Below are 11,685 nucleotides of genomic sequence, written 5' to 3'. Positions count from 1 at the left end.
AACAATTGCCCCCGGAGGTTTCATGGACCTTGATCCTGGCACTGCCGCGCCCCGCTACCAGAGCGGTTTCGGCAACGAGTTCAGCAGCGAGGCCCTGCCCGGCGCCTTGCCGGCCGGCCGCAACTCCCCGCAAAAGGCCCCCTACGGCCTGTACGCCGAGCAGTTCTCCGGCACCGCCTTCACCGTCCCCCGCAGCGAAGCCCGGCGCACCTGGCTGTACCGCATCCGCCCCTCGGCGCTGCACCCACGTTTCGAACCGCTGGCGCGCCAACTGCAGGGCGGGCCGCTGGCCGAGCCCACGCCCAACCGCTTGCGCTGGGACCCGCTGCCCATGCCCACCGCGCCCACGGACTTCCTCGATGGTTGGGTGGCCATGGCCGCCAACGCCCCGGCGGACGCGCCCAGCGGCACCAGCCTGTACCACTACGCGGCCAACCGCGACATGACCCGCGTGTTCTACAACGCCGACGGCGAGCTGCTGCTGGTGCCCGAGCAGGGTCGGTTGCGGCTGTTGACCGAGTTGGGGGTGCTGGACATCGAGCCGCTGGAAATCGCCGTGATTCCCCGTGGAATGAAGTTCAGCGTGGCGCTACCCGACGGCCAGGCCCGTGGCTACCTGGCAGAAAACCATGGCGCGCCGCTGCGCCTGCCCGACCTGGGGCCCATCGGCAGCAACGGCCTGGCCAACCCGCGTGACTTCCTGGCGCCAGTGGCGCATTACCAGGACAGCAGCGCCCCGGTGGCCCTGGTGCAGAAATTCCTCGGCCGCCTGTGGGGCTGCGAGCTGCAGCACTCGCCCCTGGACGTGGTGGCCTGGCACGGCAACAACGTGCCGTACAAATACGACCTGCGGCTGTTCAACACCCTGGGCACGGTCAGCTACGACCACCCGGACCCGTCTATCTTTACCGTATTGACCTCGCCCAGCAGCGTGCACGGCATGGCCAACATGGACTTCGTTATTTTCCCGCCGCGCTGGATGGTGGCGGACAACACGTTCAGGCCGCCGTGGTTCCACCGCAACCTGATGAACGAGTACATGGGCCTGATCCAGGGCGCCTACGACGCCAAGGCCGAGGGCTTCGTGCCCGGCGGCGCTTCGCTGCACAGCTGCATGAGCGCCCACGGCCCGGACGCCGAGACCTGCGCCAGGGCGGTGGCCGCCGACCTGGCGCCGGTGCGCATCGAACAGACCATGGCGTTCATGTTCGAGACCAGCCAGGTGCTGCGCCCCAGCCGCCACGCGCTGGCCTGCGAGCAATCGCAGCCGCGCTATGACGCCTGCTGGGCGAACTTGCCCAGCACCTTCAACCCGAACCGGAGAGACGCATGAACCCGCACCACAGCTGGCTGGCCAGCGCCAACGACCACGCCGATTTCCCCCTGCAGAACCTGCCCCTGGGCGTGTTCAGCCCCCAGGGCGGGCGCCCGCGTGCCGGAGTGGCGATTGGTGATTCGATCCTGGACCTTGAGGCGCTGCTGGCCACCGGCCTGCTGCAGGGCGAGGCCGCCACGGCGGCGCTGGCCTGCGAAGGCGGCCAGCTCAACGGCTTCTTCGCCCTTGGCCGCCAGGCGCGGGTAGTGCTGCGCGAGCGCCTGACCCAGCTGCTGGCCCAGGGCAGTGATAATGTCGGCGTGGTGCGCGACTGCCTGCACCTGGCCAGCGACTGCGAGCTGCACCTGCCGGCCCGGGTCGGGGACTACACCGACTTCTACGTGGGCATCGAGCACGCGAAGAACGTCGGCAAGCTGTTCCGCCCCGACAACCCGTTGCTGCCCAACTACAAGTACGTGCCCATCGGCTACCACGGCCGCGCCTCCACCCTGCGGCCCTCGGGCACGCCGGTGCGGCGGCCGAAAGGCCAGACCATGCCGGCCGGGCACAAGGAACCCAATTTCGGCCCCTGCGCGCGGCTGGACTTCGAGCTGGAGCTGGGCATCTGGATCGGCCCGGGCAACGCCATGGGCGAGGGCATCGCCATCGACCGTGCCGACGAGCACGTGGCCGGCTACTGCCTGCTCAACGACTGGTCGGCTCGCGACATCCAGGCCTGGGAATACCAGCCACTGGGGCCGTTCCTGTCCAAGAGCTTCATCACCAGCCTGTCGCCTTGGGTGGTGACGGCCGAGGCCCTGGAACCCTTCCGTTGCGCCCAGGCGCCGCGCCCCGAGGGCGACCCACAGCCGCTGCCATACCTGTGGGACGCACGCGACCAGAAAAGTGGCGCGCTGGACATCGAGCTGGAAGTGCTGCTGCTCACCGAGCGCATGCGCGAGCAGGGCCTGCCCGCCGAACGCATCGCCCTGAGCAACACCCGCAGCATGTACTGGACCGTGGCCCAGCTGGTCACCCATCACAGCGTCAACGGCTGCCAGTTGCAGCCCGGCGACCTGTTCGGTTCCGGCACGCTCTCGGGCGCGCAGCCGGGGCAGCACGGCAGCCTGCTGGAGATCACCCACGGCGGCAAGGAGGCGCTGGCCCTGGCGTCGGGGGAAAGCCGGCGCTTCCTGGAGGATGGCGATGAGGTGATCCTGCGCGCGCGTTGCGTGGCGCCGGGGCAGGTGTCCATCGGCTTCGGCGAGTGCCGCGGGCGCATCATCGCGGCGGCGTGAGGGCTGGGCCATGCAGCTGTATACCTACTACCGCTCGACCTCCTCGTACCGGGTGCGGATCGCCCTGGCACTCAAGGGGCTAGCGTATGAGTCGCTGCCGGTCAACCTGTTGGCCGGCGAACAGCGTGCGCCCGCTTACCTGGCCGTCGACCCACAGGGCCGGGTGCCGGCGCTGCGGGTCGAGGGCGGGCAGGTGCTGATCCAGTCCGGGGCGATCATCGAGTACCTGGAGGAGCGCTATCCCCAGGTGCCGCTGCTGCCGGGCGATTCGCTGGCGCGGGCCCGTGCGCGTGGCATCGCGGCGCTGATCGGCTGCGACGTGCACCCGCTGCACAACGTCAGCGTGCTCAACCGCCTGCGGGGGCTGGGGCAGGATGAGGCGCAGGTACAGGACTGGATTCGCGCCTGGATCAGCGATGGCCTGGCGGCGGTGGAGCAGTTGCTCGATGACAGTGGCTGGTGCCTGGGGCCGCAGCCAGGCCTGGCGGACGTCTACCTGATTCCCCAGCTGTACGCGGCCGAGCGGTTCGGCGTGGCGTTGACAGAGTGGCCGCGTATCCAGCGGGTGGCGGCGCTGGCGGCCGGGCACCCGGCGTTCGCCCAGGCGCACCCGGCGGCCCAGGCCGACGCGCCGTCAGTGCAGTGACGAAGGCGCCGGCGGCAGTTCGCCCAGGCGGGCGGTCAGGCGCAGGCGCTGGATCGGGTCTTCGCTGAGCAGCAACGCGTACTCCAGGTCGAAGCGCTCGCCGCGGGGGCAGTCCAGGTGCTGGTAGATGCCGGCGCGGGCAATGTAGTCGGCGGCGGTAGGCGAACCCAACACCAGCACCCGCTCGGCGTCCTTGAGGGCGGCGACGTAGTCGTCATGGGTGCTGTGCAGCTGCCGCAGGTTGCGTGACAGGCGTTGCAGCATCTGCCGCGGGTCGGCCTGGGCCAGGTGCTCGGCCACCAGCGGCACCTGCGGGCCGAACTGGCGGCCCAGCAGTTCACGGGTGTCGGCTGGGTACAGGCGGCGGCCACCGCAGGGGTCCAGCTGGTGATCGGCGCCAGGCACCCGCAGCAGGAAGTGCCCGGGAAAATTCACCCCCATCAGTGGGATGTCCAGGCGCCGGGCCATTTCCAGGGCCAGCAGCGCCAGGGCCAACGGCTGGCCGCGCTTGCGCTCCAGCACCTTATTCAGCAGCGCGGCCTGGGGGCGTAGCGGGTGGAAGTCGTCCTGCACGAAGCCCAGGGCATTGAGCCGCCGCAACAACGGCTGGGCCAGCTCGGCGACCGGCAGCATGGGCAGGCCGATGCTGATCTGCAGTTGCAGCTCGCGCAGCGCTTCGTCGCACTGCCGGGGGTCGAACCCCGGATCATGTTCGGCAGCCAGCCACAACGCGGCCTCGAAGGTCGCGGGCGGGCTTTGCGCAAGGCACTCCAGGCAAGCCTGGCGGGCGGCGTCGAGAACAGGTTTCATCTTCCACTTGTAGCCCTGCGGCGCGCTTTCGTCCAGTACGCCCATGCACGCCAACCCCGTAGCAGCGGCCGCAGGCCGCGTCCCCAGGCGCCGCGTTTTTCCACCAACACCGCAGCGAGGCCTGACGCAGCCTGGCGGCAGCTGCTACGGGGTGGCGGGCAGCAGCTACACTGGTTAACACAACAAGATCGGGAGCCGTTCGATGTTCGCTCTCATGCAAAGCACCCGCACCCACGCGCTGCACCTGGCCGTCGATCCGGCCACGGGCCTGCGCGCCGTGGTTGCCATTCACGACTGCCGCGCGGGCCCCGCGATTGGCGGCTGCCGTTACCTTGCCTACCCCGATGACGAAAGCGCCATGGTCGATGCCATTCGTCTGGCCCAGGGCATGAGCTTCAAGGCCGCGCTGGCCGGCCTGCCGTTTGGGGGCGGCAAGGCGGTGATCATCCGCAGCCCCCACGTGGAAAACCGCGCCGGCCTGTTCGAGGCGTTCGGCCGCTTCATCGAGACCCTGGACGGGCGCTTCATCACCGCCATCGACAGCGGCACCTCCACCGCCGACATGGACTGCGTGGCCCAGCACACCCGCCACGTCACCAGCACCACCGCCGCCGGCGACCCCGCGCCGCACGCCGCCATGGGCGTGTTCGCCGGGATTCGCGCCACCGCCATGGCGCGCCTGGGCACCGATAACCTGGAAGGCCTGCGCATTGCCGTGCAGGGCCTGGGCAACGTCGGCTACGCGGTGGCTGAACAGCTGCATGCGGCCGGCGCCGAGCTACTGGTCAGCGACCTGGACGCCGGCAAGGTGCAACTGGCCATGGAGCAATTGAACGCCCACCCCGTGGCGGCGGAGGCGCTGCTCAGCACCCCCTGCGATATTTTCTCGCCCTGTGGCCTGGGCTCCATCCTCAACGGCCAAAGCGTCTCGCAACTGCGCTGCGCCGCGGTGGCTGGCGCTGCCAACAACCAGCTCACCAGCCTGCAGGCCGCCGACCAGTTGGAAAAGCGCGGCATCCTCTATGCCCCCGACTACGTGATCAATTCCGGCGGCTTGATCTACGTGGCGCTCAAGCACCAGGGCGAGGAGGTCGGCACCATCACCGCGCACCTGGCGCGCATCGCCACGCGCCTCACCGAAGTGTTTGCCCATGCCCAGGCCGAGAAGCGCTCACCGGCGCGGGTGGCCGAGGCCCTGGCGGAGAAACTGATCTACGCCTGATTTGGCGAGCCGGCGCCTTACCGGCGCCAGCTCCTTGAACGACCTGCGGCCACAAGCGGCGGGTCTTGACCGCTACACGTACCCCGTGTGGACCAGGAGTTGTGCAATGACCTCCAACAAGATCAAGCTTCCCTATACCCGTTACCTATCCCCCGACGGCCGCCTGCTGGGCGCCTTGCCCGCCTGGGCCGATGATTTCAACCTGCTGACCCGCCTGTACCGGCAAATGGTGCTGACGCGCCTGTTCGACCAGAAGGCCGTGGCCCTGCAACGCACCGGGCGCATCGGCACCTACGCGCCTACCCTGGGCCAGGAGGCCATAGGCGTGGCCATCGGCAGCCTGATGCACGCCGAAGACGTGCTGATCCCTTACTACCGTGACACCGCCGTGCAACTGATGCGCGGCGTGCGCATGGAGGAAATCCTGCTGTACTGGGGCGGTGACGAGCGCGGCAGCGACTACGCCGAGCCGGCAGTGGCCCAGGACTTCCCGCTGTGCGTGCCCATCGCCACCCAGGCCCTGCACGCCTGCGGCGTGGCCAGCGCGTTCAAGATTCGTGGCGAGCACCGGGTGGCCGTCACCACCTGCGGCGACGGCGCCACCAGCAAGGGCGACTTCCTCGAAGCGCTCAACGTCGCCGGTGCCTGGCAGCTGCCGGTGGTGTTCGTGATCAACAACAACCAGTGGGCCATCTCGGTGCCGCGGCGCATCCAGTGCGGCGCGCCGACCCTGGCACAGAAGGCCATCGGCGCCGGCTTCCATGGCGAACAGGTGGACGGCAACGACATCCTCGCCGTGTACGACCGCATGCAGGTGGCGCTGGAGCGCGCCCGCCACGGCAAGGGGCCGGTGCTGCTGGAATGCCTGAGCTACCGCCTGGGCGACCACACCACCGCCGACGACGCCACCCGCTACCGCAGCGCCGATGAGGTCAAGCAGGCCTGGCAGGAAGAGCCGATCAAGCGCCTGCAATCGTTCATGGCCGGGCAGGGCGTGTGGGACGAGGGCCGCGAACAGGCGCTGATCGCCGAGTGCCAGGGCCTGGTGCAACAGTCGGTGGCCAACTTCGAGGCCGCCGGCACCCAGGCGCCCGAGTCGGTGATGGACTACGTCTACGCCAAGTGGCCGGCGGTGCTGGCTGACCAGCGCGCGGACTTCCTCGAACGGGTGGCACGCCGCCAGGGAGGGGCCGACCATGAATAACGACAAGATCAGCCTGCTGGAGGCAGTGAACCTGGCCATGCACCGGGCCATGGCCGAGGACGAGAACGTGGTGGTGCTGGGCGAGGACGTGGGCGTCAACGGCGGCGTGTTCCGCGCCACCCAGGGCCTGCGCGAAAGCTTCGGCTTCAAGCGCGTGATCGATTCGCCGCTGGCGGAAACCATGCTCGGCGGCCTGGTCATCGGCATGGCCGCCCAAGGCCTCAAGCCCATCGTCGAGATTCAGTTCATGGGCTTCATCTACGCCACCATGGAACACCTGGTGTCCCACGCCAGCCGCCTGCGCAACCGCACCCGCGGGCGCCTGAGCTGCCCGATGGTGCTGCGCACGCCCATGGGCGCCGGCATTCGCGCGCCCGAGCACCACAGCGAAAGCACCGAGGCGCTGTTCGCCCATATACCCGGCCTGCGCGTGGTCATCCCTTCGTCGCCGGCGCGCGCCTACGGCCTGCTGCTGGCGGCCATCGACGACCCGGACCCGGTGCTGTTCCTGGAGCCCACGCGCCTGTACCGCATGAACCCGCAACCCCTGGCCGACGACGGCAAGCGCCTGCCGCTGGACAGCTGTTTCACCCTGCGCGAAGGCAGCGACCTGACGCTGATCAGCTGGGGCGCCAGCGTGCATGAAACCCTGCAGGCCGCCGCTGCCCTGGCCGAGCGCGGCGTATCGGCGGAAGTCATCGACGTGGCCTGCGTCAAGCCGCTGGACCTGGACACCCTGGAAGCCTCGGTGCGCAAGACCGGCCGCTGCGTGATCGTCCACGAAGCACCGCGCTCCTGCGGGGTGGGCGCGGAGATCGCCGCCAGCCTCTACGAACGCGCCTTGCTCGACCTGCAGGCGCCCATCCAGCGTGTCACCGCCCCGGACATCCCGCCGCCGCTGTACAAGCTCGAGCAGCTGTACATCCCGGCGGTGCCGGACATTCTGGACGCCTGCGACACCGTGCTGAATTTCGCCTGAGGAGGCTGCGATGAAATATTTCAAACTGCCCGACCTGGGCGAAGGCCTGCAAGAGGCCGAAATCGTGCAATGGCACGTCAAGGCTGGCGACAGCGTCAAGGCCGACCAGCTGCTGGTGTCAGTGGAGACCGCCAAGGCGCTGGTGGACATTCCCGCGCCCTATGACGGCGTGGTGGCCAAGACCTTTGGCGGCGAAGGCGACATCCTGCACGTGGGCGAGCCGCTGCTGGGCTACGAGGGCGAGGCCGACGCCGGCACCGTGGTCGGCCGCCTGGAAGGCGGTGGCGGCGCCAGTGCCGACCAGTTCTTCGTCGGCGCTGCGCCGTCCACCCGTGAGCACCTGGGCACCCGGGCCACCCCGGCGGTACGGCAACTGGCGCGGCAACTGGGCGTCGACCTGACCGCGCTCAGCGGCTCGGGCAGCGACGGCCTGGTCACCCGCGCCGACGTCGAAGCCGCGGCGCAAGGCGCCCAGGACCGATTCGGCGGCGAAAAGCTGCGCGGCGTGCGCCGCAGCATGGCGTTGAACATGGCCAAGTCCCACGCCGAAGTGGTGCCGGTGACCATCTTCGGCGACGCCGACCTGCACCGCTGGGGCCAGGCCCGCGACCCGCTGATTCGCCTGGGCAAGGCCATGGCCGCCGCCTGCAAGGTGGAACCGGTGCTCAACAGCTGGTTCGATGGCCGCAGCCTGTCCATCCGCACCCATGCCCAGCTCGACCTGGGCATTGCCGTGGACACCCCCGACGGGCTGTTCGTGCCGGTGCTGCGCGATGTCGGCAACCGCAGCGCCGAGGACCTGAAGGAGGGCATGAGCCGGCTGCGCGCGGACGTGAAAGCGCGCTCCATTCCGGCGAAGGAGATGATGGGGGCGACCATTACGCTGTCGAACTTCGGCACCCTGTTCGGGCGCTACGCCAACCCCGTGGTGGTACCGCCGCAGGTGGCGATCATCGGCGCAGGGGGCATTCGCGAAGAGCCGGTGGCAGTGGAGGGGCAGGTCGTAGTGCACCCGATACTGCCGCTGTCGCTGACCTTCGATCACCGGGCGGTGACGGGCGGAGAGGCCGCGCGGTTCCTGCGGGCGTTGGTGGAAGAACTGGAAAAACCCTGAAACCCCCGTAGCAGCTGCCGAAGGCTGCGTCCTGGACCCCGCCGAGCCATCAGGCCAATCGCGGAGGCGCAGGACGCAGCCTGCGGCAGCTGCTACGGGATTATTCGGCGCCTTCGCCGCTGATCAATTCGTTCAGCGCGTCGGGCTGGCTCTTGAACGCCTTGGCGAACACATCGCGGTTCTTGGCCATGTAGATGCCCGCGTCTTCAACCTGTTGCTCGGTCAGGGACGGGACTGCCTTTTTCAGGACTTCTGCGAGCAGCTCAGCGAGCTCGAGCATTTTGTCATGACGGTCAGCTTCGGCTTTATCCATGAACAGACGCTCCAGATCTCGGCTGCTGCGGTATACCACTTCGACGGCCATTCACCACCTCACATGCCTTTACGAAAGTTGTCGATTTCGACCACTGGTTGTTTATACAGTAAAAGGATAAGGGATTTTGCTGCCGCTGGATAGTGGCAATTTAATCAGCATTGTCGCAGGGTGAGACAAAATGCCTTCACCGCAAGGCCCGGTTGCTGATGCACAATGAAAGCATCCGCACCCCACGAGTCAAGGAAACCGCATCGTGAAAATCAACTGGGCTGATGCCATGCGCAAGAATGTCCACCACCTGGCAGGCTCGCTGGGCAACCTGCTGGTCGAGACCTTCCACTACCTGGCGCTGTTCGCCATCGGCGCCATCACCGCCTGGGCGGCCGTGGTGGCGTTCCTGGGCATGGTGGAGAAGGGCAACATCATGGTCGATGACATCCTGCTGCTGTTCATCTACCTGGAGCTGGGGGCCATGGTCGGCATCTACTTCAAGACCAACCACATGCCCGTGCGCTTCCTGATCTACGTGGCCATCACCGCGCTGACCCGGCTGCTGATCTCCGACGTGTCGCACCACGGCCCCGCCGACCTGGGCGTGGTCTACCTGTCGGGCGCCATCCTGCTGCTGGCGTTCGCCATCCTGGTGGTGCGCTTCGCTTCCTCGCGCTTCCCCTCGGCCAAGGTCCCGGACCCGGATGCGATGGTCAAGGGCGCGCTGACCGAGGAGAAAGGCGAGACCTAAGGCAGATGGATCTTCAACCCCTGGCCCAGTTGCGAGGCGATATAGAAGGCATCCACCAACGCCTGGGACAGGTCGGGGTCGCTTTCCTCGAACTCCTTCACGGCGATGCTGCCCAGGGTCAACTGGTGCAGCTTGGACTTATCGCGTTCGCGGCCCTCCAGCACAGCCTTGATGTAGCCGAGCTGGTCGAGCACAGACGCATACACTCCCAGGCCCGGTGTCTGCTGGTGGCGGTCCTGGGTGATGGCGACGGCCTTGTCGATGAAATCTACGGGGGTCATGGGGTTTCCAGGTTGAACAGATCTTCTGATTGGCTATAGCGGCTGCACACCTGTTTCTGCAAGGGCGGCCCGGCTTCTCGGCCAGGCGTCGCTCGCTGGTGGTTCCCGCAACCGTGGTCAGTTCGCCCAGCCACCCTGGCGCCAGTGCCAGCCGTCGCGGGTCTGCACCCAGTGCGGGTGCACGTAGCGGTAGCCCGGGCGCAGCGGCTCCCAGTGGCCGCGCACCGGCACGTAGCGGCCGCCTTCCCAGGCCCAGTAGCCACGGGCCCACACATAGCCTGGTCGTGGCCCTGGCTCTTCTTCGATGACCTGCACCGGTGGCGCCTGGGGCGCTACCACTTCGACGTATTCACGGTGTACGGGGCGGCGGTCGTGGACCACGCGCTCCTCGACGCAGCCAGCGGTGGCGGCGACGATGGCCAGCAGGGCGATGCTTCGCATCAGCATAGTGTCTACCTCTTGTAGTTTTCTGTAACAAGCTGGAAAACTACAGCAGCGACGACGGCCCGCACAGCGACTTTACCGGGGGCCCGTTATCGCGACAGGCAAGGTTCAGGCAACAGGGCGAAACGCTGGCACACGCAAATTTTGGCCTGGCCTGGCGGCCGGCGTAGGCAGGTTCAGGGCGTCGCCGTCGGTCATGGCCGCGAGGATCTCCATGGCGCTGTGGCCGCGCTCGATGGCGATGCCGAACTTGATGCTTTCGATCAGGCGTTGCACGCGCTTGGGGTCATTGCGTTGGGCGGCGCTGATCATTCGCTTGGCCACTACCCCGGTTTCGTTGGACAGGGTCAGCATGATGCTGCCGTCTAGGCGTTCGATGCTGAGGTTGACCCGGTACTCGGGCTGGAAGGCATCGCTGATCGCTTGAAAGGGGTTTTCCATGGTGCGTCACCTGAGATGTAAGACGTGCATCAATTGACTGGGGGTTTTCGCGTTAGTTCGACCCTCCAGACCATTGGGTCCAAGCAAGCGCCATGCCCGCCCCGCCCTGTAGCCGCTGCCGAAGGCTGCCCTGGCCCTCGAGCACACCCAGGATCAACCGTTGCAATACGTGCCAGCGCAGCCTGCGGCAGCGGCTACAGGGGAATTGCGTGTACAAAAAAAGGCGAGCCACCTGGGCTCGCCTTTTTCGTTACAGAGAATGTCTAGCTGTTGAGCACCTGTTCGTTCTCGAGGAATTCTTCCTGCAACAGGGCATCTGCCTGGCTGGCTGCACCATTCTGGCTATTCACCGCGCGTTTGCTGCGCAGCTTGCCGAACAGGTGTTCCAGCGCGTGGGTGAGCTTGATGGCGGCGCCATCCACTGCCTGATCCAGCGTGGTGGCCTTGTGGGTCACGGAAATCGGTTGGTGGCCTTTTGGCCGGGCTTCCATCTGGCAGCGCTTGTCGTGCGGGCCGGGCTTGTCGCCGTTCTCATCGGCCAGGTGAACCTCGATGCGGGTGAGGTCCTCTTCGTAGCGGTCGAGCGTGCTTTCGACGGTACTGCGTACCCACTCCTCCAGTCGGATGCTGCTTTGAATATGGTTGTCGCTATTGACTTGGATTTGCATAGTTCATCCCTTATTCAGCTAGCTCGCAAGAGATGCGCCGAGGGTGGAAATCAGCGCCTCTTGATTACAAGGTCGGGCACTTGGCCAAACAATTCAACCCCCCAGCGAAGATAAATATTCAGTAACTGCATTCCCCTTGACCTGTAGCAGCTGCCGAAGGCTGCGTCACTGCGTCAAGATTCCTTTGCACATGAGAATATTTATC

At 67.0% G+C, this 11,685-nt stretch carries 14 protein-coding genes; 8 read left to right on the top strand and 6 right to left on the bottom strand.

The genetic code is table 11. The annotated features are described in order from the left end of the window. Positions 1-22: 22 nt before the first annotated feature. From hmgA to maiA, 3 genes are read left to right on the top strand one after another with little or no spacing between them, the layout of a single operon-like run. Positions 23-1,333: a homogentisate 1,2-dioxygenase gene (hmgA, locus tag AC0Z2B_RS03015; protein WP_476295069.1), complete on the top strand. Its 1,311-nt coding sequence runs from the start codon at positions 23-25 to the stop codon at positions 1,331-1,333. Next, on the top strand, positions 1,330-2,613 hold the full coding sequence (gene fahA, locus AC0Z2B_RS03010) for a fumarylacetoacetase (protein WP_473005432.1): 1,284 nt from the start codon (positions 1,330-1,332) through the stop codon (positions 2,611-2,613). The genes hmgA and fahA overlap by 4 nt, the downstream gene beginning before the upstream one ends. Positions 2,614-2,623: 10 nt before the next feature. Continuing rightward, entirely contained in the window at positions 2,624-3,259 is a 636-nt protein-coding gene (maiA, locus tag AC0Z2B_RS03005) for a maleylacetoacetate isomerase (protein WP_476295068.1), read from the top strand. Here the strand turns inward: maiA and AC0Z2B_RS03000 are convergent. After that, complete coding sequence (locus AC0Z2B_RS03000) at positions 3,248-4,069, bottom strand: SirB1 family protein (protein WP_416422577.1); 822 nt, start codon at positions 4,067-4,069, stop codon at positions 3,248-3,250. The two genes, maiA and AC0Z2B_RS03000, sit on opposite strands and share 12 nt — an antisense overlap. A gap of 202 nt (positions 4,070-4,271) precedes the next feature. On the opposite strand from AC0Z2B_RS03000, the gene AC0Z2B_RS02995 reads away from it, so the two are divergent. The 4 genes from AC0Z2B_RS02995 to AC0Z2B_RS02980 all read left to right on the top strand — a co-directional run bounded on the left by AC0Z2B_RS02995 (position 4,272) and on the right by AC0Z2B_RS02980 (position 8,588). Continuing rightward, positions 4,272-5,291: a Leu/Phe/Val dehydrogenase gene (locus AC0Z2B_RS02995; protein WP_416422578.1), complete on the top strand. Its 1,020-nt coding sequence runs from the start codon at positions 4,272-4,274 to the stop codon at positions 5,289-5,291. 106 nt (positions 5,292-5,397) lie between these two features. Beyond that, positions 5,398-6,495 (top strand): pyruvate dehydrogenase (acetyl-transferring) E1 component subunit alpha, encoded by a 1,098-nt coding sequence (gene pdhA, locus AC0Z2B_RS02990; protein WP_416422579.1) that lies wholly within the window; start codon positions 5,398-5,400, stop codon positions 6,493-6,495. Further along, positions 6,488-7,474: an alpha-ketoacid dehydrogenase subunit beta gene (locus AC0Z2B_RS02985; RefSeq protein ID WP_476295066.1), complete on the top strand. Its 987-nt coding sequence runs from the start codon at positions 6,488-6,490 to the stop codon at positions 7,472-7,474. The genes pdhA and AC0Z2B_RS02985 overlap by 8 nt, the downstream gene beginning before the upstream one ends. 10 nt (positions 7,475-7,484) lie before the next feature. Beyond that, a complete protein-coding gene (locus AC0Z2B_RS02980) occupies positions 7,485-8,588 on the top strand; it encodes a dihydrolipoamide acetyltransferase family protein (RefSeq protein ID WP_416422581.1) in 1,104 nt (367 codons plus the stop codon). 100 nt (positions 8,589-8,688) lie between these two features. Here the strand turns inward: AC0Z2B_RS02980 and AC0Z2B_RS02975 are convergent, their stop codons facing one another. Continuing rightward, entirely contained in the window at positions 8,689-8,952 is a 264-nt protein-coding gene (locus AC0Z2B_RS02975) for a YebG family protein (protein ID WP_027979086.1), read from the bottom strand. A 205-nt stretch (positions 8,953-9,157) separates the two neighbouring features. On the opposite strand from AC0Z2B_RS02975, the gene AC0Z2B_RS02970 reads away from it, so the two are divergent. Beyond that, positions 9,158-9,646, top strand: a complete 489-nt coding sequence (locus tag AC0Z2B_RS02970) for a phosphate-starvation-inducible protein PsiE (RefSeq protein ID WP_416422582.1) — start codon at positions 9,158-9,160, stop codon at positions 9,644-9,646. Here the strand turns inward: AC0Z2B_RS02970 and AC0Z2B_RS02965 are convergent. The 4 genes from AC0Z2B_RS02965 to AC0Z2B_RS02950 all read right to left on the bottom strand — a co-directional run bounded on the left by AC0Z2B_RS02965 (position 9,643) and on the right by AC0Z2B_RS02950 (position 11,480). Then, positions 9,643-9,927: an immunity protein Tsi6 family protein gene (locus AC0Z2B_RS02965; protein ID WP_476295065.1), complete on the bottom strand. Its 285-nt coding sequence runs from the start codon at positions 9,925-9,927 to the stop codon at positions 9,643-9,645. The genes AC0Z2B_RS02970 and AC0Z2B_RS02965 overlap by 4 nt on opposite strands. A 117-nt stretch (positions 9,928-10,044) precedes the next feature. After that, a complete protein-coding gene (locus AC0Z2B_RS02960) occupies positions 10,045-10,374 on the bottom strand; it encodes a YXWGXW repeat-containing protein (RefSeq protein WP_476295063.1) in 330 nt (109 codons plus the stop codon). 105 nt (positions 10,375-10,479) lie between these two features. Continuing rightward, positions 10,480-10,812, bottom strand: a complete 333-nt coding sequence (locus AC0Z2B_RS02955) for a DUF3509 domain-containing protein (protein ID WP_476295062.1) — start codon at positions 10,810-10,812, stop codon at positions 10,480-10,482. A 263-nt stretch (positions 10,813-11,075) separates the two neighbouring features. After that, a complete protein-coding gene (locus tag AC0Z2B_RS02950; RefSeq protein WP_476295061.1) occupies positions 11,076-11,480 on the bottom strand; it encodes an HPF/RaiA family ribosome-associated protein in 405 nt (134 codons plus the stop codon). Positions 11,481-11,685 lie beyond the last annotated feature (205 nt).

It is taken from the genome of Pseudomonas sp. GYB4201 (assembly GCF_056312595.1).
Note: the sequence above shows the minus strand (reverse complement) of the source record. Positions and strands in the feature narration are given on the sequence as shown.

What these genes read in the sequence shown, in the direction of transcription:
- AC0Z2B_RS02955 (WP_476295062.1), bottom strand. Translation starts at nt 10,812, where the DNA reads ATGGAAAACCCCTTTCAAGCGATCAGCGATGCCTTCCAGCCCGAGTAC.
- AC0Z2B_RS02960 (WP_476295063.1), bottom strand. Translation starts at nt 10,374, where the DNA reads ATGCTGATGCGAAGCATCGCCCTGCTGGCCATCGTCGCCGCCACCGCT.
- fahA (WP_473005432.1), top strand. Translation starts at nt 1,330, where the DNA reads ATGAACCCGCACCACAGCTGGCTGGCCAGCGCCAACGACCACGCCGAT.
- AC0Z2B_RS02965 (WP_476295065.1), bottom strand. Translation starts at nt 9,927, where the DNA reads ATGACCCCCGTAGATTTCATCGACAAGGCCGTCGCCATCACCCAGGAC.
- AC0Z2B_RS02980 (WP_416422581.1), top strand. Translation starts at nt 7,485, where the DNA reads ATGAAATATTTCAAACTGCCCGACCTGGGCGAAGGCCTGCAAGAGGCC.
- AC0Z2B_RS02985 (WP_476295066.1), top strand. Translation starts at nt 6,488, where the DNA reads ATGAATAACGACAAGATCAGCCTGCTGGAGGCAGTGAACCTGGCCATG.
- hmgA (WP_476295069.1), top strand. Translation starts at nt 23, where the DNA reads ATGGACCTTGATCCTGGCACTGCCGCGCCCCGCTACCAGAGCGGTTTC.
- AC0Z2B_RS02975 (WP_027979086.1), bottom strand. Translation starts at nt 8,952, where the DNA reads ATGGCCGTCGAAGTGGTATACCGCAGCAGCCGAGATCTGGAGCGTCTG.
- AC0Z2B_RS02950 (WP_476295061.1), bottom strand. Translation starts at nt 11,480, where the DNA reads ATGCAAATCCAAGTCAATAGCGACAACCATATTCAAAGCAGCATCCGA.
- pdhA (WP_416422579.1), top strand. Translation starts at nt 5,398, where the DNA reads ATGACCTCCAACAAGATCAAGCTTCCCTATACCCGTTACCTATCCCCC.
- AC0Z2B_RS02995 (WP_416422578.1), top strand. Translation starts at nt 4,272, where the DNA reads ATGTTCGCTCTCATGCAAAGCACCCGCACCCACGCGCTGCACCTGGCC.
- AC0Z2B_RS03000 (WP_416422577.1), bottom strand. Translation starts at nt 4,069, where the DNA reads ATGAAACCTGTTCTCGACGCCGCCCGCCAGGCTTGCCTGGAGTGCCTT.
- maiA (WP_476295068.1), top strand. Translation starts at nt 2,624, where the DNA reads ATGCAGCTGTATACCTACTACCGCTCGACCTCCTCGTACCGGGTGCGG.